The sequence below is a fragment of the Pseudoalteromonas atlantica genome, assembly GCA_007988745.1.
GTDB lineage: Bacteria > Pseudomonadota > Gammaproteobacteria > Enterobacterales > Alteromonadaceae > Pseudoalteromonas > Pseudoalteromonas atlantica.
Genome location: BJUT01000007.1, coordinates 79435 through 103500, shown reverse-complemented (window position 1 = coordinate 103500; position 24066 = coordinate 79435). Strand labels below are relative to the sequence as shown.

Here is a 24066-nt window from a genome sequence, read left to right as displayed (position 1 = left end):
TTAATTATTCTCTAAAGGTAATAGTGGGTTAGTGCGGTTAAGGTGTTTTAAGCGGGCTAAAACAGGTTTAAAGCGGTTTACTTTTAAGCGCTCGGGGTAAAGCAAAGCACAGCCAATGCAGTATTTACTAAACGAGGCAGGGAATATGTGGTGTTTGCTCATAAGCTTATAAAATGGCGAGTGTTTTGTTTTTTTACGTTGCTTAAGTTCGGCAATAAAAAAGCCCGGTAGTGTTATTTTGTTATCGCCTTTTGGGGTGTTGTACCACAGGTTAAAATCAAGCGTTAAGCGCTCGGCTTTTTCTTCGTTGGCTAGTGCTATGCGGTTATAGCCGCTTTGCTGGGTTACGTTTAGATGTGCAAAGCTGTTTTTCATTTGCTCTTTCATAAACGCAGTACAATGGGCTTGCTCGTTGTTTTTTTCGAGCTTGATGCGTGTTTTAACCGTACGGCTTTGGTTGTTTTTTAGTTTTACTTCTAGGTATTCGGTGGCTGTATCTACGTAGCGCCTTTGGCGCACTTTGTAGCGATTAAGCTTACCGTTATGGTGGGCTTTATATAAATCAAGTTCGGGCGTATCAAAGTACTGATTATAGTAAGAAAATAAACGCTTACCTTGTATATCAAGTACACGGTACTGGCCTTGTATATGAGTAAGTAGCTCAGGTAAAAACGACAGTGGTAGCATAAACTTACTGTCTACACGGTTCATTAAATTAGCGTTATTAAGATCGTTTAACCCGTAGCCTTCAAATGGGGTGAGTAACTCGTTAATTAATGTTGATAATGAGCCATCAGCATTTGGCTTTTCAGGTTGAGCCTGCTTATTTTTAGAGTTTATTGCAGTAATTGCTACTGGTAAGATTGAAGTATCCTTTTCAAAAAGTTCATCCTTAAAACGTGCTTGAATTGTCATAATTTTCTCAGATTATTAAATTGCAAAGTTACAGAGTGCAGTGCCAGCGTGCTGGCACTGCACAAAGGATGGGCTGTTTATCTAGCGCAAAATCCGCTGCCATCACCCGCTGAGGGCAATGTGCCATCAAGCTGCGCGACCATATTTGCTACGCGGTACTGCATAAAAGACGTTAAGCCGTAAAACTGCCCCGTTGTAGAGGTAAGGTTTTGCTCAAAGTAGGTTGAGCCATAAAAGCTAGTTGGGTCGTTTTGTACGTGCTCACGAATTAAATCGGCTATTTCATTTACGCGTGCGTTAAATGTGTCACTTGAAAGTGAGCCATTAATAAGCTGTGTTAAGTAACTGTGGTACGTGTCTAGGTTGCTTTGCTCGGCAAAGACATTAGCAATTAACGGGCGCTCGCTTAATGCGCCGCTTACTGGCTCATCAATGTAGAGCTCTCTTACATCTACGTTATTACAATCCATGTTAAATGTGCCGAATGACTCGTTAAAATCCCACGGCAAAATGCTAAATACGCCATCGTCATCGTAAATATAATAGTTATGTGCAAGCGGGCCGTGGTAGCTATCTAAATTGGACAGTGAAGTACTAACCGACATATAACGTAAAAGTGTGTCTACTTCTATGGCGCTGGTTTCGCCTTTATCGAGCGATTCTACAAAGTTAATAAAGGCGCCGTTATCTGTGGTGTCTTCGTTGGTTTGCAGGTTTATATCGGTGTAGCTTTGTATGTCGTCACCTAGCCATAATAAATCGCTGCCTGTGCCATCTGGCTTGTATAAATCGCCATTACTGTTGGTAAAGTGTTTTTCAACAAATTCGCCATCTACGGCTTCTACCATTAAATACAAACCAAATAGTTCGCCGTTTACATAAAAGTTAACGTAAGCATGCTCAGGCGTTGGTACGCCCATTTCATCCATTAGCTCGTAGGCGATTACTTCACGCATGTACGACGGGTCGTTAAACGAGTTTTGTAGTGTGAATTTTTTTAGTCCAAAAAACTTTTGCCCCGACACATATTCGTTAATATCAACCTTAAAGCTGTAACGGTCGCTGCTAGAGTTGGCAACACTGCTTAAGCTTGAGCCGCCTTTAGTGCGAATAGCAACGCTATCAAGTGTTACACCATTAAAGGTAATAGCGGTTTCGTGATATTCCTCATCAAGTGGGTTATCTAGAATGTCTTGCCAGTTTTCGTCAGTAATTGTAATAGAAAGCGTATTAACCGCTGTGGGTGTAAAGGCGGTTGCAACTGTATTTTCACTACTTGGGGTAGGTGTTAAAAACGCATGAGTAAAGCCTGTATTGCTACTTAGGCCGTAACTAAAGCCTGTGGCTACATCACTTTCATCCCAGTCAATGTAGTCAATTACTTCATCGTTGAGTATTAAGCTTAGCTCGTCTTCTTTGCCTAGTTTAAACGGGACGTAGTAAGTGCCTGGGTCTTCGTCGGTGGCATAAATAGTTATGTATTCACCCGCGTATAAATCTATGTCGGGCAGGGTAACGGGGTCTATGTCGTCGCTTTCATCAATAACTTGGTAGTTGGCTAAGTTAATTGTATTTGCGCTGTTGTTGTATAGCTCAAACCAGTCGTTGCCATCGTCTGCGGCGCTTGCCACTATTTCGTTAATAACGAGTGGCCCGTGGGTTGCTTGGCTGTTTGAGCTAAGCTCTGTTGGAGTGAGTACCGCAGTTGCATCGCTGCCATCAGGGTAGCGACCATAGCTGTAACCACTCAGCGCTTGGCCTTTATTCCACGATAACTGCTCTATAATTACATTGTTACTGTAAAGGCTTACGGTATCGCTTGAGCCTAATTTAAACGCAACGCTTGGCAGATCGCCTAAATCATCGGTGCTTGCGTAAATACGGTAAAACTCACCCGGCGATAACGTAATATCAGGTAGAGCAAACTGTTCGTTATTGTCATCACTTAGGGTGTAGTCTGCTAAATAAACATCGCTACTGCTTGTTACATAAAGCTCTATCCAGTCCTCGCCGCCGCTGCTGTCTTTTGCTAATACTTCGTTTATACGCAGTGGGGCATCTTCAGCAATTAGCGTTGTAACAAGTGTTGAGGTATCTGCTGTTTGGTTAGCTGCGCCTTCTGTGGGCGTTAGTGTTTGCGCGGTGCCGGTGCCATCGGTGTATAAGCCGTAACTAAAACCTTCAGCGGCTTCGCCTTCTTCCCAATCAAGTACAGAGATAGCAGTGCCGTCCTCGTATAACGTAACCGCATCGTCGCTCCCTAGTTTAAAGGTGACGTAATAACCGTTATCGGGCGGTGTATCGGTTTCATCAATGGCTTGAATAACAATAAACTCACCTTGGGAAAGCGATACTGCGGGCAGAGCTTGAGGCTCTCTGTCGGCGTTATCATCAACAAGTGAAAATACCGATAAGTCGGCTATATCTTCAGTGGCGTATAGCTCAATCCAATCGTAGGTGGTATCGCTTGGGCTTGCGACAATTTCGTTAATAACTAAACCAGTTGACGTGATTGTTGATGATGAGTCAGTACTTTGCTCTGTGCTGCTATCGGTTGTTTGCTCAGTACCGCCACAGCCATACAATAATGTAGTAGAGGCAATAACTGAATAAAATATAAAAGGTTTTATATTCATGTATGCACGCTTATTATTTTATTAAAGTGGATAAACTATAAGAATAAAAGGTGCAAACAATGTGTAAAAATTCAGTAAATTACATTTTTATGATGGTTTTGTGACGAGCTTTAAGGACGCGTTAACTGCAAGGCTCACAATAATAGGGGGCGTGTATTTAAACGTAAAAAAAGCAGATACTTAATTAGCATCTGCTTTTTAATTTTAACGAAGAATATTTAATTAAGCTTGAGGTTTAATTAAGTACTTCTCGCCGGTAGCTTGTTTAGAGTAAGCCGCGATTGATTGTAAATGTAATACCTCAGCTAATGACACTTCGTGCGTGTAGTTGCTCGCAAATGTAGTGGTGATTTCATTAGCAACGCGTTTGCGCATTTTCATTACTGTATCTGTGCCTAATTTACCTAAAGCATTAAATAACAAGAACCCGTTTACAGCCCAAGCAAAGCCAAAGTTACGATTAAGTGTAATAGGCCCGCGATCTAACGCACCATAAATATATGCTTGTTTAAACGTGTCTGAGCCATATAGGCTGTGCTCTTTCATATCGCGCGCAGCTGCCGCTTCCATACAGTTCAGTATGTCACTTGTTAGTTGGCCGCCACCAATAGGGTCAAATGCGATAGTTGCACCGGTTTCAATTATTGCAGCTGTTAGGTCAGCAAGAAAAGTGTCGCTGCTTGAGTTTACAACGTATTTAGCACCCATATCGCGCAGTAACTTTTCTTGTTGTGGTTTGCGTACAATGTTAATTAAATCAACGCCATCGGCAATACAAATACGGTTTAGCATTTGGCCAAGGTTAGAAGCCGCTGCGGCGTGAATAATGGCTTTATGGCCTTCAGCGCGCATGGTTTCTACCATGGCGAGTGCGGTAAGTGGGTTAACAAAAGATGATGCACCTTCTTTAGCGGTAGTCCCTTCTTTTAACTCTAGGCAACTTTGTACATTGGCACATATAAATTGACGGTACGTACCGCCACCAATAACAGCCACTGTTTTGCCCATTAATGCTTGTGCGGCTGGCGATGAGCCTGCAGCCACTACGGTGCCTGCACCTTCATTACCTACTTGTGTTGCTTTACCAACACGTGTTTTAAGTGATGGCATAAATTGAGCTGGAACATCAGCAGTAATTACTGGGTCTTCAGCAGTACCCGATTGTTTTGCAGTAGACAAATCAGCTGCGCTGAATAAAACGCCTAAGTCTGATGGATTTAATGGTGCAGCTTCAATACGAATAACTACTTCATCGGCATTTGGCTTTGGCATCTCGATGTTTTTTAAGGCAAGTGTAAGTTTATTGTCTTCGCTGATAGTTGAAGTTAGTTGGATATTTTTATCTGTCATAAGAGTGTTCCTATAAATTGAGAATGGGTAGCGTATAGCTTAATTACTTGCTTTGAGCTGCCAGTATTTGTGCTGTTACCTTTTGCATAAACTCAGGCATATTTGCTTGGCGATCTGCCTCTATTTGCTGAGCAATAGTCGATTGACTCATCTTTGCTTGCCACTCTTTCAAACCTGGGATTTCGGCCAGTACATCCCAATTAAGCTCTTTTGGCGTGAATGCGTTAACCACTGTATTTACGTAGTAAACGTAAATATCTGCCATGCTAAATTGTTCGCCAGCTATCCACGGCGAAAAATGCGTTAATTCACAAAGAGCGTTTACACCGCGCGTTAATAGCTTGCGAATGTCGTCTTTTACGTGTTCAGGTGCAGGGGAGCCTGTAAATACATACGGGATTAAGCGTCTGCTTGGCAATTCAAAGTAAAGCTCACTTATTTTCATAATTTGGCGAACAAAAGCACGCTCGGCTGAATCTTCAGGGTATAGCGTGTTGCTTGGGTAGGTTTCTTCAAGGTAGTCGCAAATAACGCTCGACTCTGCAATATTTAGCCTATCAGCGGTGGTTATAGCCGGTACTTTTCCCATAGGGTTTATAGCTAAAAACTGCTCGTCGTTGTTGTATATAAGGTGCTCATTAAATGGCAGCTCTTTGTGTAAAAGTACATGCTTAACCAAGTTGTAATAGTTACTAGCTGCGAAGCCGTGCAAAGTAATCATAATGTAGCCTTTGGTTTTAAGCTTTAACTATTGGCGTTAAATAAATTAAAGCGTGTAGATAAGTTAAGGTTATTATTACTTGTTTTAATTTGCTTATATATAAGGGAAAATGCGAATCACTTTTGTCTTTAAGACAATAAAGCATTTTATTTAATGGAGAGGCAACTTGGATCAACTAAAAGCAATACGGTATTTTATTAAGGTGGTTGAAACAGGCAGTTTTACCAAAGCCGCAAAAGCATTTGATGTGCCGCCCTCGTCGTTGTCACGGCGGGTTGCTGATTTAGAAAAAAGCCTAGGGGCGACGCTTTTAAAGCGTTCGACCCGTATAGTTAAATTGACCGAAGTTGGGCAAATTTACTATAACGATGTTCAGCAAATAATAAATCAGCTAGAGCAAAGCCACGAAACAGTGCGCAGTTATCAAACAACACCAATGGGGCGATTATGTATAAGCTCAATGGTGAGTTTTGGTGATAAAATATTACTGCCTCTGCTTGATGAATTTAGCGCGCTATACCCCGAAATTATATTAGATGTTAGCTTAAGTGATGAGCTGTCTACACTTGGGCGTGACGACGTTGATATAGCCATTCGTGGTGGTTATGCGCCAAATGAACGCGTGCTAGCAATAAAACTAATGGATAATGGCTTTATTCCTGTCGCGTCACCCTGCTATTTACAAAAATACGGCGTGCCTAATAATGTTATGGAATTAAAGGATCACAGTGGCCTTTATTTTAAAACGCCAGCGGGGCCAACGCCTTGGTTATGTAAAGTGGATGATCAATGGCACGACGTTTCTGGGCCTGCGGTCGCTATTTCAAATAACGGATCGTGGCTGGCTAAAAAAGCATGTAATGGTGAGGGTATTTTAATGTCTACTCGGTGGGCGCTCGACTCATACCTTGAGTCTGGCCAGTTGCAAGAGCTTAAGTTTGAGCATGAATTAGCGATAAGCCAAAATGCGACTATGGCGGTTTATTTGTTATATCAAAAACAGCGCTATTTAGTACCAAAGGTGAAAGCGGCGGTCGACTTTTTAGTACAAAGAATAAAAAGCTAGATAAATTTTGTATTTTTTGTTCTCCAGTAATTGCTTTTAATATCATAGAAGTGGAGTTAAAAATTCCTAAATAGTTTAATTTCAAATGTATTTAGGGTGGGCTATGAAAATAAATTTTTCTTGGCGAATTCAGTTTGGTCGCATTGTACCAATATGCTCTTGTGAAAATGTAAACAGTAATGGTAAGAGTGTATTGTTAAGTCTTTTATTAGATGATGGTGGGTTACGTTACAGTGAAACTATTTTTTGGATTGATGAAGGAATAAAGAGAATAAACTCTGTTTTAGCAAGTGAATGTAGCTTTCTTGACTGGAACCGCGAAAGATGGGGAACTGAATTCACGCTACACAATGCACGAGTATATTCTTTACTAGACGATAGCTATTTTCAAAATATACCTACGCAGCAGCTTAAAGGAGCTCTTGGCGCGTGGAAGTTATTCTTAGAGTCAACCCCTGATCTACAAAAAAACATTGAAATAAAATTATAAAAGACAAGTTTAATCAGTATGTTAAGCGGTATCAGCTGGCTTAATGTTTAGTTATTGGGAGAAGTACGTATGGTGCCATTTGGTTTAAGTTCAGAGCAGTTTAAAGCTAAATTTTTAGTTTCATTAGAAAAAATATCACCTTGTTTTATTCGCGAGCTCAAGAATTTGTTTACAGTTTCAATTCCCGAATCTGTTTTAGGTGCTGAGATTCAAATATTTCTAGGTGATGATTGTATGGAGACTCCTTCAGCTTGGATATATTACGAAGGAAAACAAAAAAAGATAAATAGCACTGATGCTTCAATATTTTCTGGTAAATCAGTGGAGTTACTTTCGGGTGATTATGCTATACCTCATTTTGATGAGAAATATTATATCAATGAAGAGTTCAACGCGGGTTACTTAATTGCTAATCTAACAAAACAATGGCTGGCTGAGAGCTGGTGGAAGGCTGGAGGCTGGGATTATCCTATTCCAGTATTAGTTATGGTTCATGATGATTATGGTGATGGTTCGTCGATTAAGTTGTCTGCAGTTTGCTAATAAATAAAAAGAATACCCTATAACCCCACAAAAATATCTTTCGAGTAAGGACTACCGAGTAAATATGTTGACTATACATTCTCAGATACAAAAAAATATAGATTTAATTCGTGACCCTAATTTTGGTGTTGTTCAAAAAGGTGTACCTAATAAAAAAAATAAAGCAACAGTAAGAAACATTCATGCGCAATGGAAAAAATTAATAGAAGAACAGCAAGCAACCATTAAAAGGCAATATGATCGAGGGCTCATTGATTGGCCAGAATGTCGTAGTTTAATGAGGGCTGATTTTAGCATTGAAGATGAAATATACAGCGCAATGATGAATTGGCTTTCAACCATAGATTTATCTGACACACTTGAGGTTGAGTACCTTGCTACGTTTATTGAGATTGTAAGTAGCTCAGATTATTCGCCAAATGCTTTGGTGTTATTAAAATATCACCAAACTATACTAACTAAAATAAAAGAACTTATTGAACACCAACGGGTACATCAGCAAAATACAAAAATTAACTTAGTTGTTTCAGGTTTAATAGAGCTATATTTTTATCTTTCAGTAGGCAGTTACACTCCAGATTTTATCAAGCGGTATGAACTCAATAAAGTTGATATAGCGCTATTGCTTCCTTCTTTTTATCGAGCATTTTCAGATGAAGATAGTAATTTGATAATGGGTATTTTTGAAGAGTTTCACCCAGATGTTATAAACGAGTTTACTCAGCTATTACATTCGAGCATTGTTAGGCATGCTAGAAATAGCAGTTACGGCTGGATGCATTCAGAACTACTAAGTATGCTTGCAAAGCCTGCAGATGTGTTTTATAAAAACGCACCTCTGATTTTTAAAAGCCTGATTAATGACTTTGATTTTTCTGATATTGAGATGGATTATTTAATTGAAAATTTAATACTATGCCCGCTTGGGATTGAAGGTAAAAAAACACAACAAGCACATATTCAAGAACACCTAAATCACATTAAAGCAAAGGGCGCAAAACAAAGTATAATTAACGATTATCAACAAAAATTAGATAATATAGATTCAGTTAGCCAAGAAAAATACAACAAAAATATTAAAACGGCTCTGCGTAGAATTACCGTTTCAGCCCCTACTCGAAAAAGCTTAGGCATATTACTTAAAGCCACTACCGATAAAGCTAAAGTGACACACTTAAAATCGTTACTTTTAGAAGCTGATGCTTTAAAAAACACACCTAAATTGTTTAATATTAATAATAAACCCACCGTTTTATTTCGTGATTTTAATTTTAAGTTACTCGTTATTGAAGAGCTGATGTATCGACAAGAGATCCTCTTACCAAAGTTTGATTTAGATTTATTTGCCAAAGAGTATATAAAACGCGAAATTGATCGAGAAGAAGATGGATATGAGTGCATTGCTGAAGTTAAAAAGTACTTTAAAAACGTAGAAATACCGATGACTTTACTCGAAAAAGTAACGCAGCTTTATCAAGACAGTGGTTTAAATGGTGGAGCTGTATTTTTAGAGCACATGCATCCATTTTGGGATCCCGGTATGGGAGATGAAGTACCCAAAGTAACAAATAAGGCAATTGATGATTTAGCTCTATTACCTAATCTTACTAAAATAATTGGTTTAGAAAATAGCGAGCCGAGTAAAAAATTATTAAATGCCTTAGCTGAGCGAAATATTGAGTTGGAAGAGGAGGAGTAATTTAGATTACGCCTTCAAAATTTTAGATTAAAAGCAGATGATTATATCTAAATTCAAGTATTAATTTTTTCTGCTTTTAATTTTATTACTGTAGCTAAAGCTTTTAGCTAAATGACCGATAAAATACTTAATAGAGTTTAGCGATTAAGGATAATCATGGTCAACAGCACTCTTGGCAACCACGCCAATTTAAGCGCTTTACTTGGTCAATCAGTTAATAATACGAGTCAAACCTCTTTGGCGGCGCCAAAAAGTAACGGTGACCTTCAAGCTATTAATGCTTTACACACTAACGTGCCTAAAATAACCGACGAGCTGCTTAGCCAGTTAAATAACGAAACTACTGACGAAGCCCTAGCCAGTAATCAAAAAGTTGAGGATGTTTTACAGCAGCAATTAACCTCACTATTTACAATATCGAGTACACCAAGCCTTAATAACTATAAACCCTCCAATGAAGAACTCGCCCTGCGCACCGTAATAAGCTCTCAGCATGAGGGGTTATTAAAAAACGAAAACAGTACCCAATTAATTGAGCGATTAAATACGTCGGTTAAGAATATTCAGGGTGCTTATGCTAATACCAGCGATATTTTATCGAGTTTAGGGCAGCTTGGGCATGAGCAAAAAACGTTTTTAGCCTCAAGCCAGCAACGTGTAGAGCGCTCACTTAATCCTTACATGGAAAGCCTTAACCGTGCAAAATACGAGGATGGCGATAACAACCTGTTTGAGCTCTCGGTAAAAACTAAAGAGGGTGATGTTATAAACATTATCTTTAACTCATCGCAAGGGTACGATGAAAACACAGGTGAAGCGATAGATGGCTTTGGCATAAGTTACGAAGTAAATGGCGATTTATCTGAGGCTGAGCATAAAGCACTTACGCAGGTGCTCAGTGGTGTTGGCGAAATGGCAGATGAATTTTTTAAAGTGAGTGAAAACTCATTTAATCCTCTTATAGTGCCAAACGAAACAGACATGAGTTTAGATTTTTTAGCAGGGTTTAATAGTGAGCAGCTAACAGGCTTTGATGTGTCGTTTTCAACAACGCAAAATAAAGATCTTGATTCGAAAGAGAACACGCTTGATTTAAGTTACTCCATTGATGAAGCATCAAACCAGCAAGCACTTGTGTTTAAAGCCGCAAGTGGGCAAAACGACATTGATTTTGCACTTGATATGTCAACGATTGGCGCTAAAGACACGCAGCAAATGCAGCAGTATTTAGCGTCGCTCGATCAAAGCTTAGAAGATAGCCGAGTAAACAGTACCAAAGACGATAAAGAGTCGGCATTTGGGCGAAAAGGTGACGAAGCAATGCTGCAGGGCTTTGCATTATTTAAAGGCGCTTTTGCGAGTATGTCGTCAGCGGCTGAGCGTTATAGCAATTTAGAGTCGCTTGCAGATCAGCAATTTAATGACGGGCGCGCCATGGTTGCCGATTTAGTTGATAACATGATTACAAACGATGCCCGTTACCAAGGGCTCGGTAATAAAGCGCCAAATACATTAGGAGCGGGTATTTCTAAGCTCGCTGATTTTGATGCCACTTTTTCATATGCGCTGGATAACGGCGATTATCAGCCTAAAAGTACCATTGAGCTAAGCCAAGCGACTGATCAAACCCAATTAGGGGATCTTAGCGGTGTAACGCAAAGTAAAAATGTAAGTAGCCATTTTGATTATCAATACAGTCGCCCTGATTACTACAACAAAGAAGAGAGTTATAACGTAGGGACTGCGGTTAAAAATAAAGAGCTAGTGGGGCTTGATCAGTCTCACGAAGTGGATGTTGATACAAAAATGTATGCGTTTAACCCGCAAACTAACCAATATGAACTGCAAATGGCGATGCAAGAGCAAACAGTTAGTAAAAGCGACATTCGCTTAATTGACGATATTTGGCTCGAAGAAAACGAAAACAGCTACTCAATGCATAAAAAAGAGCGCGATGAGAGTGATGACAAGCAAGATGATTTTATAGAAACAAACCGTCACTCACACACCAAGCTTGTTACCTTAATTGGTGACTTAGATAAGTTAGCCGAGAATAAAGCAGTAAGGCGAGAATATTTAACTAACTTATCGCAAGTTAATTTTTTTATGGATAAAAAGTAACGCTTTAGAGCTGTTCACTCTTCACTCAATATTGGGTATAGTCGTTTAATACCTAAATTAAGAGTAACCTCATGTTTAAACAATTAATTTTATTGTGTGCTTTAAGCATGCCGCTTGTAAGCTGCGCTGCTACAGCGCCATTTTCGGGCGAGATAAGTACGCAATCACTGTTAAGCGACTACGACAAATTTAACGAACAATACAAGGCATATACCCCAACAGCACAAGATATAGCCCTAATGCAAAAACTAGAAGGCAAAGAGCTTATTGTATTATTTGGCACCTGGTGCCACGACAGTGAGCGCGAAGTGCCAAAACTCATTAAGTTACTTGATGCATCGAAAGTACAACTTGCAAGCATTGACTATGTGGCCGTGGGTTACAACAAGCAAGACGATGCAGGCATTGCAAAGGCTCACGACTTGCAATACACCCCAACGTTTATTGTTAAGCAAAATGGTAAAGAGTTAGTACGCGTAATTGAAAAGCCAACGGGGTCATTGGCACAAGATTTAACTAAGGGTTTGTAAGTTTAGCTTGATCATATTTGGGCTTACTGATTTAGCTAATAGATTTATGGGTAGCTGGTGAACTGCTATGAGTGTTCTCTTAAAATTACAGTGCGTGAAGACGGGTTTGATCCATTTGGCTGAGCAGAAATAGGAATTCAGCTATGGTTTGCATATCAATTAAAACAAATAAAAAACGAATTAATCTACAAGCTCGTTGTGGTATTTCTTAATATGTCTAAAGATCTACGTAAAAATTTGATTGCTGCGATTCTTAGTCCATTAATTGCATTACCAGTCCTTGGTTTTTGTTATTTTTATGCGGGTATCGAAAACTATACTTCTGTTAGTTCATTAATTTCAGGTGTTGGTTTTGGTGTATCAATAGGGGTGGGAAGTTTATTTTATTTTTATCCTTTAATGCTCATTTACGGATTACCTATTAGCTTATTACTCCAAAAGTTAAATTTATTTAAATTACCGGTAGTTTTAATCTTAAGCATACTTCCTGTTTTTTTACTTAGTCTTTTTAGTGAATTTAATCGTGAAACATTGGTTCTTCATTTATTGGTACTTTCAATGGGTTTAACTAGTTGGCTTATATATAATAAATTAAGGTAACACCACAACAAGCCATTCATGTCACACAACCTTTCCCTTACATGACTTACAGCTCACATAATCACTATTCACTAAATAAACTTTTTTCGAATGCTTGCGCAGCATGCGAAGACGGTCTGTCTTTATAATGCAGTTGATAAAGAGGCCGAGAGAGTTGCTCGTTATTTTTTTGGCTCAGGCGTGTTAATTTGCCTAACTGCACTAAATCTTCTGTGACTACGTTTGGCAATAAAGCGACCCCCATACCTTGAGCAACAGCCCTTGCAATGGCTTCGTTACTGCCTAATTGCATACTTTGCTCTGCTTGTACGCCATGCTCTGCTAATAACTTTACCGACATTTCTAACGTGCCAGAGCCTGGCTCGCGTAATAACCAAAACTGCTCGTTTAACCATGCTTTTAAGTCTTTAGTGGGCTTAAAGTTGCTCGGTATAACCACACTCATTAAATCATTTTGCCAGTGCTTACTTATTATATGTGGCTCGGTAGGTGTGCCTTCAACCAGAGCTAAATCGATAGTGCATTCTAGCAATGCGTGCTCAATTTGCGCGGTATTAGCCACTTGTACTTCTACTTTTATATGCGGGTACTGCGCACAAAATTTGGCTAAATAAGGCGGTAGCCAATAACTGGCAATGGTGGTGCTGGTGCCTATAACTAATGTACCGCGCTTAAGCCCTGTGCGCGACTTAATATCTTCAATGGCGGCTTTTTCGATAGCAAAAATACTGCGGGCGTGATCAAAAAGTGCTTGTCCACCTTCGCTTAAGGTGAGCTTTTTACCCTTAGATGCACGTTCAATAAGTTGTATGTTTAACTGATGCTCTAGCTCTTTTAGCGCTTTAGAAACAGCGGGCTGGCTTATAAAAAGCGCTTCGGCTGCGCCTGAAAAGCTACCCAATTTAGCCACTGTATAAAACACCCTAAGCGCATGTAAGTTCATTGTATAACCTTAAATTGCATAACTCTAAATTGTATAACTTTAAGTTATCAAATCATGATTTTAATATATTGGAGTTATATTTTGAGCTTTCTTACAATTAAGTCAACACATCAACTTGGTTTAAGTGAGGGAATATTATGCTTAGCGCTATTAAAAATAGTTTTCAGCCTTTGGGTATTAATACTAAGCAATACGGCGATACGCGCTGGTGGTTAGGTATGCTGCTGGTGGTTGTGTTAGCGGGGGCATCTGTTGCATTAAGTAAGTTACCTATAATGCAAAGTGCGCAATTTAGCTCCTTAACAATTGGTATTGTGCTTGGCATTATTGTGGGCAACAGCGTGTATGCGCACATTGCTACGCGTACAGATGTAGGCGTTGATTACGCTAAAAGTATATTACTTAAAGCGGGCGTTATTTTATTTGGGTTTAGGATTACTTTTGCACAAGTAGCGGGTGTAGGCTGGCATGGCCTATTAACCGATGTGGTAATGCTGCTTGGTACGTTTATATTAGCAGTACAGCTAGGTAGGCGCGTTTTTAAGCTTGATGAACAAACAACTATACTAATAGGTGCGGGTAGCTCTATTTGTGGCGCCGCAGCGGTAATGGCAACTGAGCCAGTTATAAAAGCACAAGCGCATAAAGTATCTGTAGCGGTGGCAACGGTTGTGGTGTTTGGCACGTTAAGTATGTTTGCCTACCCAATTATGTTTGAATATATGGGTGTGAGTGAGCATGCGTACGGTATTTTTGTTGGTTCAACCATTCATGAAGTTGCGCAAGTGGTAGCAGCAGGGACTGCGGTAAGTGCCAATGCGGCCGACACCGCCGTGATAGAAAAAATGCTACGCGTAATGATGCTTGCGCCATTTTTAGTAGGCTTATCGTTTTGGCAAAGTAAAAAGCATGCAAACATAAACGCACATGGCGGCGAGCAAAAAGCGGGTATTACAATCCCTTGGTTTGCAGTGTTATTTATAGTGGCAAGTGGCGTGCATTCGTTATCGGTTATTCCGCAAGGTACTACAAGCGCTATTATATGGTTTGACAATATACTACTTACCATTGCCATGGTCGCACTTGGGCTGCGTACCCACGTTGGCGCTATTCGCCAAGCGGGTATAAAGCCTCTGTTATTAGCAGGCTGTTTATTTTTGTTTTTAACCATAGCTGGTTTTGCCATTAATGTAGGCATTGCGCAGCTGTTTTAAATATAACCTGGTGGAGGGAGATTGGCTTAAATAGGCCAATCTACTTCGTTTAAGTGATCGAGCTGCTGTGTTTTATTACTGTGCCCGTGCCATTTATTGGTGTAATTACCATTTGGATCAAACTGCGCCGTTTGCTTTTGTATATTAAAGTGGCGGCCGCCACGTGGGTCAACCCCCACACCGGCTATGTACTGCCAGTTGCCCCAATTTGCTGCTACATCGTAATCAATCAATTGTTGCTCAAAATAGGCTGCGCCGTATCGCCAATCAAGGGCAAGCTCGTTTACTAAGCAGCTCGCTGCAATTTGCCTTGCTCTATTTGATATATAACCCGTAGTGTTTAGTTCTTCCATAATGGCATTTACAAGCGGGTAAGGCGTTGTGCCGTTACACCAAGCAGCAAAGCGTGTAGGTGTAAAAGTAGTAAGCGGTTTAGTTTGCTTTTGCCCTTTAAAGCTAAACAGGTTGTTACCTGCTTTAAGTGCGTGCCATTTAAAATACTCTCGCCATAGCAATTCAAATTTAATCCAGTAAGTAGACTCGTTTGCCGTATTGCATTGCTCGTAATTTTCTACGGCTTTATATACTTGTTTTGCACTTAAACAACCAAAGGCAAGCCAAGTACTAAATTTGGTGGTGTTGTTAAAGCCATCAAGCTCGTTGCGAGTCGTTTTATAAGTACTTGGCATTGCGCCTGCAAAGTATTGCTTTAAATGAGCTTGCGCACTGTTAAGTCCGCCATGCATTACGGCTTTATTTGTTATACGTTCTATAGGTTTTTTTGCGCATAAAGTTATTGGCTTAGGCAGCAAACCGTTTGGCAAAGTTGTTGGTGTAATGGGGCTATTGGCGGCCTCTACCTTTTTACGAAACGGGGTAAAGTGTTTAGGTAATTCGTTTAAATCAAACGGGAGGTCATTTTGCTTAAAGAGCGTGTCTTGCTGCGTTACTGTAAATTGTGTATTTGGGCAATGCGCTTTGAGTAAGTTTATTTGTCGTTGCTCGTACAGGCCAAATTGCTCACTGTATACCACTTCATCAATATTTTGCTCATTTATACGCGTTTTTAAAAGCGATACGGGTTCGCCCTCAAGCACATGCAGGGTTTGCTCGCGCTCAATAAGTGCTTGTTGTAGTTCGTACAAGCTTTGCATTAAAAACTGCTGCTTATGTATGCCGTAAGGTTTTTGTTGGTAGTTATTATTTTTAAACCAGTGCGGGTTAATAACAAATACAATATCAAGCGCGCATTGCTGCAACATAAGGTCACTAAAAATTGGGTTATCGGTTAGGCGTAAATCGTTTTGTAGCCAATATAAAATGCGTTTGCTCATACTTATGCTCTGGTTTTTGTAATCATTAAGTTTACGAAGCAAAAGCGGGTAGGGATTGATTTTCACTTGTATTTAATTAAGAAAGGATGAGCAAGTGTGACTTGCTCATCTAGGTTTACTTAAGAGATTGAGTGGCTTGGCGTATATTTTCAGATATATAGGCAATTAAATAAACAAAAACAGTGAGTGGTAAACCAAATATAAATAAGGCAATTTTGTACTTATTAGCAACAGTTGATTTAGGTAATGTAATTGCAAAGCAAACGCTCATGGCTAACCAAAATAAAGCTAAAAGTGGTGATATGTTTGATTGAGGGTTAGATAAATCACACGTGCCAAATGAAATACTGGCAATAGATGCGTTACCTATTTCTATACACTCGTTGCTGTTAATAAGGCTTAATGTAATTACTGTTATGATTAATACTAGTAATAGAGGTAATAAGTGTTTCATATTTTCTTCCTTAACTATTTAATTTTATGGGTCGCTCTATAGCGCCTAGACAAATTAAAACGATTGGCAAAAAATAACGATAACAAAGCCATTAACTAGTTATTATAAAGTTATAACCATGGTATTACCTTGGTTATAACTTTTATAAGTCATTACTATTCAATAGGTTGTGTTTTTACTTTAGCTATAAGCTGATAACCTCGCTTCATTACAGACTTTATATATTTGGGGTTGTTTGTGTCGTTATCGTTAAGGGCTACACGTAGTTTGCTAATAACTCGTCTAACTGCGGTATCGGTTACTATTTGATTCTCCCATACATTGTTGTGTAACTCTTCAAGGCTAACTATTCTTGGCTGTTGTTCTATTAAATAGCTAAGTACCTGCATGCATTTAGGCTCTAATGTGTAGAGGTTATCTTCTTTAATTAAGGACTGCTGCAGACTGTCAAAAGTGTACTCGCCAATTGTTAGCTGATTAACACTCGGCTTTTCAATAACAGGTTCTGCGCAAACATGGTTAGCTTGGGTTTTATTTGCTGCTGGGTTTGAATATTTTTTATAAACGCGAGATACCATCATTCCAGTTAAATTCATTAAAAGCACTAGCGGGCTGAGTGGAAATGCACAAAGGAAAAGTAAATACTTAAACCCCACGTGTACATTTGGTTTATTAAGCATTTGCCCAAATAACACATTTAAAAGCATCCATATAATAAAATAAGGCGTAAGGGAAATTGAATCTGTTTGCTCCCCACAAACGCCATATTTTACGCCCTCTATGTAGTTTGATGCTTCTAAACAAAACGCATTAGCTTGGCTGCTAAATAAAATGAATGATATAAAAATAAGTAGGTGTTTCATTAAAAAGTCCGTTTAGAAAGAGGCGGAAAATAATACCGTCCTCATTAATGTTAAATAGCCAATTTTTGTTTTGCTATCCAATCGTTTATAACGTCTTCAAGCACTGCCATAGGCAATGAGCCTTGGCCAATAACAGTGTCGTGAAAGCTGCGTATATCAAATTGAGCGCCGAGTTCTTTTTCGGCTTTTGCACGTAGTTCACGTATTTTTATTTCGCCCATTTTGTAAGAGAGCGCTTGGCCTGGCCATGAAATATAGCGATCTATCTGATCTTCCACCGCACTTTGTGGTAAAGCAGTGTGACTGGCTAAGTAATCAATTGCTTTTTGGCGGCTCCAACCAAAGGCATGAATACCGGTATCAACAATAAGCCTCACTGCACGCCACATTTCGTAGCCTAAACGGCCAAAATCGCTGTACGGGCTTTGATAAAAACCAGCTTCTTTGCCTAAGCGTTCTGTGTATAGTGCCCAACCTTCGCCAAATGCAGAGTGGCTAAGTGTGCGTCTAAATTCGGGTACATTTAGCTCCATAGCAATGGCGTTTTGTAAATGGTGCCCGGGGATTGCTTCATGCAGGCTGAGAGCTTCTAAATTATATAAAGGCTGCAGTTTAGGTGTTGAGGCTAAAAAATAAGTGCCTGGTGAGCGGTTATCTGGCGGTGGCATATAAAACGCCCCACGACTTGCTGAGCCCTTAATAGTAAAGGTGTTACGCGGTAAGTGGCCAAAGTAAGTGGGCAATTTGCCATACATTTTTTGCGTTATAAAGGCTGTTTTTTCTAGCAAGTCTTGCGCGTCTTTTGCGTAAAATTGCTCATCGGTTGCTAAAAATTCTAAAAACTCACTATAGGTGCCATCAAAGCCTACTTCATCAATAATATTTTGCATTTGCGCCTTAATACGCGCGACTTCTTTAAGGCCTAACTCATGTATTTGTTTAGGTGTGGCGTTTGTTGTGGTGTAGTAATTAACCGTGTACTTGTAGTAGTCAAGCCCGCCTTTAACGCTTGCTATGCCCGGCTGCGCTCTACAATGTGGCATATAGTCATTTTCAAAAAAGTCGTAAAAATGCTGATACGCAGGAATTACTTTATCTTTAATTACGGCTTGGGCTTTTTGTTTTAAGTTTGATTTTTGCGCTGTATTAAATGTATTAGGTATACGCGTAAAGGGCTCGTAAAGGGCGCTGTTTTCGGGGTTTTTAACTATGTGCGCGCTAATGCTTTGGCTGTAATTTTCAAAGGTTTTACAGTAATGGGTAAATCCTGTTTTTATTCCTTCTTTCATTAAATCAATATTTTGCTGATTAAAGCGCGGGTAGTCGGCAAGGCTGATTAAAAATGCGTTGTAATCATCAGCTGTTAAAAAAGCCATATTAGCGGGTGCTTCTGCAAAGTAGGTATGCCAGCCACTTAAAAAATTTACCGGAAAATACTTATCTTGATAAAGGTAGCTTTGCTGCTCGGTTTCTCGCTCATATTTAAATAAGCGGTAGTTCATTAGCTGATCCTTGTTGAGCGTTTTTGGATCAATGTTGGCTAAGCTTTTTAGTACATTGTTGTTATACGCTTGGCGCTTAGCAATGGCTTGCTCGCTCCAATTTGGTAATGTGCCGTTTGGTTTCCAACCGTCTGGATCGGTCCGAAAAAATATTTTTTCAGCTTTGGCATTTTGCCAATGGTTATCAATAATGGTTTTTAAATCGCTGTTACTGTCGGCAAGGCTTGGTAGCGAGGTGGCTGCTAAGCAAATAGCTAAAATACGTTTTTTAAACATAGTTATCCGTTATTGGCGAGTTAGTCGCGCTTTTTTATTTTAATTTGTGCTCAATATAGTACCAAGTTAACTTAATCAATGCGCTTACTTTTATAACTTGTACCTCTAGGCTTTACTTTTTGATTGAACAAATTTCACTGCGTAACTGAGTGGCGCACTAGTTTATTGTTTTATCAGCGTTTAGAATGATTAAAACTTATTATAAAAAATGACCGTCATGTTTAATAAAGTAATCGCCTTAATTGATGAAGCAAACAACCAAGACCCAAACAGTGAGCAATTTAATGGGGAGAGTGTTCCAAAAGAGTATTTATACTCACAGCGTATGAGCGAAATGCTAACTCGCTTTAAGCCTGATGCCGATGAACTCATGAAAATTGCAGTGCGTGGGCAGCATATACAACGTTGGAAGTCGCCGCGTAGCGACTTTGCAATGAATAAGCAGGGCTATCATCAATGGCGCAGTGCGCTTTATATATTTCATGCAAGTAGTGTTGTTGCGCTTATGCAGCAAGCTGGGTACAGCGATGCTGAGCAAAACAGAGTGTACGATGCAGTTGCTAAAAAAAAGATCAAACGTAACCCAGATAGCCAATTAGTAGAAGATGTAGCAAGCCTGGTATTTATTGAGCATTACATGCTCGGGTTTGCTAATAGTAAGCCAGATTACGATGAGCAAAAATGGATAGGTATTATTCGCCGTACATGGCAAAAAATGTCAGACGATGCGCATGAGTTTGTACTTGCAGGTAATATTACATTACCAGCGCCGCTTGTTGGGCTTATTCATAAAGCACTTGAGTAAATAATAAAAATTTAAAATAAAAAGGAATTTTAAATGTATTGTCCTCGTAGCAATACGCCACTTGAACCTTTACTTGTTGGCGGGATCACTGTTTTTACGTCAGTGCAAGGCGGCGTATTTTTTGATAACAGTCAAATTTTTAAGTTTAGCTCGCCTGAGTTAAAGCATGGTCAGGTTCTACTTAAGTATTTGAGTAATTATACCGAAGGCGAGGGCGAAGTCTCATCGCGAGTAAATTGCCCAAAGTGCCCAAGCATAGTAATGATGCGCCGGTTTTTTTCACCGCTCAAAGTGGTTGAGATAGACGAGTGCCCAGGTTGCGCTGGCATATGGCTTGATAGCGGCGAGCTTGCAAAAATACACGAAAACCATTTAACACCCAAAGAGCGTAAGCTGTTAGCTCACGAAATGGCCACCAATCATGGGTTTGTATCTATTAAGCCACCAAAATCTAAGAATTACCCCAAAGCGCCTAAAAATAGCCAAGACACCACCGTTGAACGGCTGGTGCAATTGGCATTACTTAATCTTTAATACCAAGCCTAAAATAAATCACTTAATTAAGCTAATTGGTATAAAGCATAAAAAACGGCGTACTAAAAAGTACGCCGTTTTTTTGTAGTAAATTAACTCTAACGAATTTATTTATTACGGTTTTCTTTGGCAAAGGCACGTATTTTACGTTTTTGCGAAAGCGTTACTTTGTTAGTACGCCCTGCAAATGGGTTATCACCTTCTCTAAATTCAATTTTGATCGGGGTGCCCATAATTTTAAGTGCTTTACGGTAGTAGTTCATCAGGTAGCGTTTGTAGCTATCTGGTAAATCGTGAACTTGGTTACCGTGAATTACAATACGTGGCGGGTTATAACCACCGGCATGCGCATATTTAAGCTTAACACGACGACCACGAACAAGTGGCGGCTGATGATCGGCCTGTGCCATGTCCATAATACGGCGTAGCATTGCGGTGCTAATACGTTTAGTTGCTGACTCGTACGCTTCATCTACCGATTCAAATAAGTGGCCAACACCTGTACCATGAAGTGCAGATATAAAGTGTAAGCGCGCAAAATCAATAAAACCTAAACGGCGATCAAGCTCTGTTTTAATGCGATCTTTAACGTAATCATCAAGCCCATCCCATTTGTTCACGGCAATAACCAATGAACGACCTGAGTTAAGCGCAAAACCTAATAAGCTTAAGTCTTGATCAGAAATACCATCGCGAGCATCAACAACCAGTAATACAACGTTTGCATCTTCAATAGCTTGAAGCGTTTTAATTACTGAGAACTTTTCAACTACGTCGCTTACTTTTTTACGCTTACGAACACCTGCCGTATCTATTAAAATATATTCTTTGTCGTTACGGGTCATCGGAATATAAATAGAGTCGCGAGTGGTGCCCGGCATATCGTATACAATTACACGTTCTTCACCGAGTATACGGTTTGTAAGTGTAGACTTACCTACGTTAGGGCGACCAATAATAGCCAGTTTTACTGGTTTATCGGCAAACGCTTGATGGTCTGTATCGTCGCCTTCAGCTTCTTGATAAAGGTCGATTAACTCTTCATCGTCATCAGCAACGTCTTCATCTAGTGCTGCAAGCTCTGCAATTACAGGCTGTAAAGTGTGCTCTAAAAGCTGTGTAATACCACGCCCATGTGCTGCTGCAATATGGTGAATATTACCTAATGATAATTGATAAAATTCTGCACAGTTTGAGTCGGCGTCAATACCATCTGTTTTGTTGGCAACCACAAAGCTTTTTTTCTCTTGCTTGCGCAAGTGATTAGCAATTGCTTGGTCAGCAACGGTCATGCCTACGCGGGCATCAACCAAAAACAACACAATATCGGCTTCTTCAATGGCAAGTAACGACTGGTCGGCCATTTCGGTTTCGATGCCTTCTTCAGAGCCATCAATACCACCCGTGTCTACCACGATAAATTCATAGCCATCGTAATTAGCTTGGCCATACTTTCTATCTCGTGTTAAACCTGGAAAATCGGCTACGAGTGCATCACGAGTACGTGTTAAACGGTTAAATAATGTGGATTTGCCCACATTGGGTCGCCCAACTAGAGCGATCACGGGAAGCATAAACTACCTCTTTAAAAAACAACAAAAGGCTTCGCAGTGCGAAGCCTTACAAAAAACCTTTAAGTGTTAGCTAGTTAGTTAGGGGTGTTTACCACACTAACTTCACCATCACGGGTGTATAAAATTAGCTTGTCGTCGGCTACAACCGGCTCAACAAAAAAGCCTGAGCTGTCAAATTCTTCACGAGATACTAACTCGCCAGTGTCTTTGTTTAGCCAATGTAGGTTACCTTCTTGGTCACCTAAAGCTAAGTGGCTACCTGCAACTGCAGGGCCTGTTAGGTACCAACCACGTAGAGCGGGTTGGCTCCAACGTTCAATACCTGAATTTTTATCTAATGCGTAAATTACGCCTTCGCTATCTACTAGGTAAATAGTTTGTGCATCCATCGCTATTTCGCGGTAGCTGCTATATTCACGTTTCCATACAACATTGCCTGAGCGAATATCTACCGCTGCTAGGTTACCGTTGTATGCAATAGCATAAGCGTAAGGGCCGCTAATAATTGGTTGTGTGTCTACATCAACCAAACGCTCAAATTCTGATGCACCTTTAGCAACGGCAATTTCTGCACTCCATGCTGAATAACCGCTCTCAGAAATGAGTACACTTAATTTACCTGTTTCTAAGCCTACTAACACACCACCGTTTGCAACTGTTGGTGAGCTTTGGCCACGCAATGTAAGCGGTGGTACTTCTTGTTCGAAGTTCCAGCGTTCTTCGCCTGTATCTGGGTGCAGCGCTAATAGTTTACCCGAGCCTAAATTAACAAAAATTAGGCCATCGCCCGCAGCTGGTTTTGATAACGCTTCGCCTGGCACATTTTTACGCCATACTTCTTCACCCGTTTCGCGGTCAAGGGCAATAATAAATCCGTGCTCAGAGCCTACGTAAATTTTACCATAAGCTTGTAATATACCGCCTGATAATTTTGCTGTGCCGTTATCTGACCATGGCCAAAACGATAAATCTTCACGTACGTCGGTTTCCCATAACGTGTCGCCATTGGTAAGCGAAAGCGCTTCAATTTGGCCTTCGCGGCTAGCTACATAAATAGTGTCTTTGTATACAGCAGGCGATAAGCGAGAAAAATAATGTTCTACACCACTGCCAACCGACTCTTGCCACACTACGTCTGTTTCAAATTGATTAACAATTTCAGGAAGTACTAACTCGTCTTCGTCATCACTTGATGAACAACCCATTAGCGTTGCCATGCACAGTGCGAGAGTTGCTGTTGTTATTTTTTTCATACCTAAAACCTTATGCCGCTGGGCTAGTTACTGCTAGGTCGTCTAATTTAATTTGTAATAAAGGGTTTGTTGTTAAACCGCCTGCATCGGCAGCTGCTTGATACGCAGTGCGAGCTTGATCTTTATTACCTTGTGCAATGTAAATATCGCCTTTTAGCTCAGCTACATTGGCGTTATATGCCTCTGGTAGGGGTGAGTTTAATGTACTTAGGGCTTCGTCAAATTTACTTTGCGCAAGTTGAATACGTGCTAAACGCGTAATGGCAATGGCTTTAAGCTCTTCGCTTTGGGCGTTTGTAACAATCCAACTAAGTTTTTCGCTAGCAAGGTCTAATTTTTTTGCATCAACAGCGTCTTTTGCCGCAACAAAAGCGGCTAAAGTTGCATAGCTTGTGTCTTGGTTATTTTTAATGAATGTATCGGCTGCGCCAAGTACATCGTCACTTTGTACAAGTGTTGTATATTCGTCAGACGCTTGCTCAGCAGTTGTAATTTGGTTTTGGTTGAATGCTTTCCAACCGTATAAGCCGCCTAAACCTACAATTACACCTAGCGCAAGTGAAATACCGTTTTCGCGAAAAAAGCGCTTAATGGCTTCTGCTTGTTGTTCTTCTGTTGAATAAATGTCCATTATTACCTCTTA

At 40.1% G+C, this 24066-nt stretch carries 22 protein-coding genes; 10 read left to right on the top strand and 12 right to left on the bottom strand.

What is annotated here, in order from left to right; genetic code table 11:
* The 4 genes from PAT01_RS05630 to PAT01_RS05615 all read right to left on the bottom strand — a co-directional run bounded on the left by PAT01_RS05630 (window position 1) and on the right by PAT01_RS05615 (window position 5622).
* On the bottom strand, window positions 1-915 hold the full coding sequence (locus PAT01_RS05630) for a polyphosphate polymerase domain-containing protein (RefSeq protein ID WP_138576672.1): 915 nt from the start codon (window positions 913-915) through the stop codon (window positions 1-3).
* 77 nt (window positions 916-992) lie between these two features.
* On the bottom strand, window positions 993-3551 hold the full coding sequence (locus tag PAT01_RS05625) for a CotH kinase family protein (protein WP_154945120.1): 2559 nt from the start codon (window positions 3549-3551) through the stop codon (window positions 993-995).
* Between the two features lie 222 nt (window positions 3552-3773).
* Window positions 3774-4901: a zinc-binding dehydrogenase gene (locus PAT01_RS05620; protein WP_138576670.1), complete on the bottom strand. Its 1128-nt coding sequence runs from the start codon at window positions 4899-4901 to the stop codon at window positions 3774-3776.
* A 43-nt stretch (window positions 4902-4944) separates the two neighbouring features.
* Complete coding sequence (locus tag PAT01_RS05615; protein WP_104643803.1) at window positions 4945-5622, bottom strand: glutathione S-transferase family protein; 678 nt, start codon at window positions 5620-5622, stop codon at window positions 4945-4947.
* Window positions 5623-5788: 166 nt separating this feature from the next.
* On the opposite strand from PAT01_RS05615, the gene PAT01_RS05610 reads away from it, so the two are divergent.
* The 7 genes from PAT01_RS05610 (at window position 5789) to PAT01_RS05580 (ending at window position 12671) form a co-directional block, all read left to right on the top strand.
* On the top strand, window positions 5789-6688 hold the full coding sequence (locus PAT01_RS05610) for a LysR family transcriptional regulator (RefSeq protein WP_104643804.1): 900 nt from the start codon (window positions 5789-5791) through the stop codon (window positions 6686-6688).
* A gap of 103 nt (window positions 6689-6791) precedes the next feature.
* The gene (locus tag PAT01_RS05605) at window positions 6792-7178 is read left to right on the top strand and encodes a hypothetical protein (protein ID WP_138576668.1); all 387 of its coding nucleotides are present in this window, start codon (window positions 6792-6794) and stop codon (window positions 7176-7178) included.
* A gap of 69 nt (window positions 7179-7247) precedes the next feature.
* Window positions 7248-7721 carry a hypothetical protein gene (locus PAT01_RS05600; protein WP_104643806.1) on the top strand — a complete coding sequence of 158 codons (474 nt, stop codon included), beginning with the start codon at window positions 7248-7250 and terminating at the stop codon, window positions 7719-7721.
* A gap of 64 nt (window positions 7722-7785) precedes the next feature.
* Window positions 7786-9420: a DUF6892 domain-containing protein gene (locus PAT01_RS05595; RefSeq protein WP_138576666.1), complete on the top strand. Its 1635-nt coding sequence runs from the start codon at window positions 7786-7788 to the stop codon at window positions 9418-9420.
* Window positions 9421-9576: 156 nt separating this feature from the next.
* Window positions 9577-11541, top strand: a complete 1965-nt coding sequence (locus tag PAT01_RS05590; RefSeq protein WP_138576664.1) for a hypothetical protein — start codon at window positions 9577-9579, stop codon at window positions 11539-11541.
* A 71-nt stretch (window positions 11542-11612) separates the two neighbouring features.
* Window positions 11613-12071: a thioredoxin family protein gene (locus tag PAT01_RS05585; protein WP_058550506.1), complete on the top strand. Its 459-nt coding sequence runs from the start codon at window positions 11613-11615 to the stop codon at window positions 12069-12071.
* 213 nt (window positions 12072-12284) lie between these two features.
* On the top strand, window positions 12285-12671 hold the full coding sequence (locus PAT01_RS05580) for a hypothetical protein (protein ID WP_104643810.1): 387 nt from the start codon (window positions 12285-12287) through the stop codon (window positions 12669-12671).
* A gap of 64 nt (window positions 12672-12735) precedes the next feature.
* Here the strand turns inward: PAT01_RS05580 and PAT01_RS05575 are convergent, their stop codons facing one another.
* Entirely contained in the window at window positions 12736-13614 is an 879-nt protein-coding gene (locus tag PAT01_RS05575; protein WP_138576662.1) for a LysR family transcriptional regulator, read from the bottom strand.
* A gap of 137 nt (window positions 13615-13751) precedes the next feature.
* Between PAT01_RS05575 and PAT01_RS05570 the strand changes: the two genes are divergently transcribed.
* Complete coding sequence (locus tag PAT01_RS05570; RefSeq protein WP_154945118.1) at window positions 13752-14828, top strand: YeiH family protein; 1077 nt, start codon at window positions 13752-13754, stop codon at window positions 14826-14828.
* Between the two features lie 26 nt (window positions 14829-14854).
* Here the strand turns inward: PAT01_RS05570 and PAT01_RS05565 are convergent, their stop codons facing one another.
* From PAT01_RS05565 to PAT01_RS05550, 4 genes are all read right to left on the bottom strand, one after another.
* Entirely contained in the window at window positions 14855-16162 is a 1308-nt protein-coding gene (locus tag PAT01_RS05565) for a DASH family cryptochrome (protein WP_138576658.1), read from the bottom strand.
* A 115-nt stretch (window positions 16163-16277) separates the two neighbouring features.
* Window positions 16278-16616, bottom strand: a complete 339-nt coding sequence (locus PAT01_RS05560; RefSeq protein ID WP_054981643.1) for a hypothetical protein — start codon at window positions 16614-16616, stop codon at window positions 16278-16280.
* Window positions 16617-16771: 155 nt separating this feature from the next.
* Window positions 16772-17479 (bottom strand): winged helix-turn-helix domain-containing protein, encoded by a 708-nt coding sequence (locus tag PAT01_RS05555; RefSeq protein ID WP_154945116.1) that lies wholly within the window; start codon window positions 17477-17479, stop codon window positions 16772-16774.
* Window positions 17480-17529: 50 nt separating this feature from the next.
* Entirely contained in the window at window positions 17530-19257 is a 1728-nt protein-coding gene (locus PAT01_RS05550; protein ID WP_138576654.1) for a DUF885 domain-containing protein, read from the bottom strand.
* Between the two features lie 217 nt (window positions 19258-19474).
* Between PAT01_RS05550 and PAT01_RS05545 the strand changes: the two genes are divergently transcribed.
* Window positions 19475-20062, top strand: a complete 588-nt coding sequence (locus PAT01_RS05545) for a DUF4202 domain-containing protein (protein WP_138576652.1) — start codon at window positions 19475-19477, stop codon at window positions 20060-20062.
* Window positions 20063-20095: 33 nt separating this feature from the next.
* Complete coding sequence (locus PAT01_RS05540; protein ID WP_138576650.1) at window positions 20096-20596, top strand: TFIIB-type zinc ribbon-containing protein; 501 nt, start codon at window positions 20096-20098, stop codon at window positions 20594-20596.
* Between the two features lie 107 nt (window positions 20597-20703).
* On the opposite strand, the gene der is transcribed toward PAT01_RS05540, so the two are convergent.
* The 3 genes from der to PAT01_RS05525 form a co-directional block, all read right to left on the bottom strand.
* Window positions 20704-22170, bottom strand: a complete 1467-nt coding sequence (gene der / locus PAT01_RS05535; RefSeq protein ID WP_004586988.1) for a ribosome biogenesis GTPase Der — start codon at window positions 22168-22170, stop codon at window positions 20704-20706.
* A gap of 74 nt (window positions 22171-22244) precedes the next feature.
* Complete coding sequence (bamB, locus tag PAT01_RS05530; protein ID WP_004586989.1) at window positions 22245-23423, bottom strand: outer membrane protein assembly factor BamB; 1179 nt, start codon at window positions 23421-23423, stop codon at window positions 22245-22247.
* Between the two features lie 10 nt (window positions 23424-23433).
* Window positions 23434-24054, bottom strand: coding sequence for a YfgM family protein (locus PAT01_RS05525; RefSeq protein WP_154945114.1), 621 nt, complete (start codon window positions 24052-24054; stop codon window positions 23434-23436).
* Window positions 24055-24066: the final 12 nt, after the last annotated feature.

Coding starts and splice junctions, on each gene's coding strand:
- PAT01_RS05620 (WP_138576670.1), bottom strand. CDS start 4,901: ATGACAGATAAAAATATCCAACTAACTTCAACTATCAGCGAAGACAAT.
- der (WP_004586988.1), bottom strand. CDS start 22,170: ATGCTTCCCGTGATCGCTCTAGTTGGGCGACCCAATGTGGGCAAATCC.
- PAT01_RS05625 (WP_154945120.1), bottom strand. CDS start 3,551: ATGAATATAAAACCTTTTATATTTTATTCAGTTATTGCCTCTACTACA.
- PAT01_RS05550 (WP_138576654.1), bottom strand. CDS start 19,257: ATGTTTAAAAAACGTATTTTAGCTATTTGCTTAGCAGCCACCTCGCTA.
- PAT01_RS05555 (WP_154945116.1), bottom strand. CDS start 17,479: ATGAAACACCTACTTATTTTTATATCATTCATTTTATTTAGCAGCCAA.
- PAT01_RS05590 (WP_138576664.1), top strand. CDS start 9,577: ATGGTCAACAGCACTCTTGGCAACCACGCCAATTTAAGCGCTTTACTT.
- PAT01_RS05585 (WP_058550506.1), top strand. CDS start 11,613: ATGTTTAAACAATTAATTTTATTGTGTGCTTTAAGCATGCCGCTTGTA.
- PAT01_RS05545 (WP_138576652.1), top strand. CDS start 19,475: ATGTTTAATAAAGTAATCGCCTTAATTGATGAAGCAAACAACCAAGAC.
- PAT01_RS05615 (WP_104643803.1), bottom strand. CDS start 5,622: ATGATTACTTTGCACGGCTTCGCAGCTAGTAACTATTACAACTTGGTT.
- PAT01_RS05565 (WP_138576658.1), bottom strand. CDS start 16,162: ATGAGCAAACGCATTTTATATTGGCTACAAAACGATTTACGCCTAACC.
- PAT01_RS05600 (WP_104643806.1), top strand. CDS start 7,248: ATGGTGCCATTTGGTTTAAGTTCAGAGCAGTTTAAAGCTAAATTTTTA.
- PAT01_RS05630 (WP_138576672.1), bottom strand. CDS start 915: ATGACAATTCAAGCACGTTTTAAGGATGAACTTTTTGAAAAGGATACT.
- PAT01_RS05570 (WP_154945118.1), top strand. CDS start 13,752: ATGCTTAGCGCTATTAAAAATAGTTTTCAGCCTTTGGGTATTAATACT.
- PAT01_RS05525 (WP_154945114.1), bottom strand. CDS start 24,054: ATGGACATTTATTCAACAGAAGAACAACAAGCAGAAGCCATTAAGCGC.
- PAT01_RS05595 (WP_138576666.1), top strand. CDS start 7,786: ATGTTGACTATACATTCTCAGATACAAAAAAATATAGATTTAATTCGT.
- PAT01_RS05540 (WP_138576650.1), top strand. CDS start 20,096: ATGTATTGTCCTCGTAGCAATACGCCACTTGAACCTTTACTTGTTGGC.
- PAT01_RS05580 (WP_104643810.1), top strand. CDS start 12,285: ATGTCTAAAGATCTACGTAAAAATTTGATTGCTGCGATTCTTAGTCCA.
- bamB (WP_004586989.1), bottom strand. CDS start 23,423: ATGAAAAAAATAACAACAGCAACTCTCGCACTGTGCATGGCAACGCTA.
- PAT01_RS05605 (WP_138576668.1), top strand. CDS start 6,792: ATGAAAATAAATTTTTCTTGGCGAATTCAGTTTGGTCGCATTGTACCA.
- PAT01_RS05560 (WP_054981643.1), bottom strand. CDS start 16,616: ATGAAACACTTATTACCTCTATTACTAGTATTAATCATAACAGTAATT.
- PAT01_RS05575 (WP_138576662.1), bottom strand. CDS start 13,614: ATGAACTTACATGCGCTTAGGGTGTTTTATACAGTGGCTAAATTGGGT.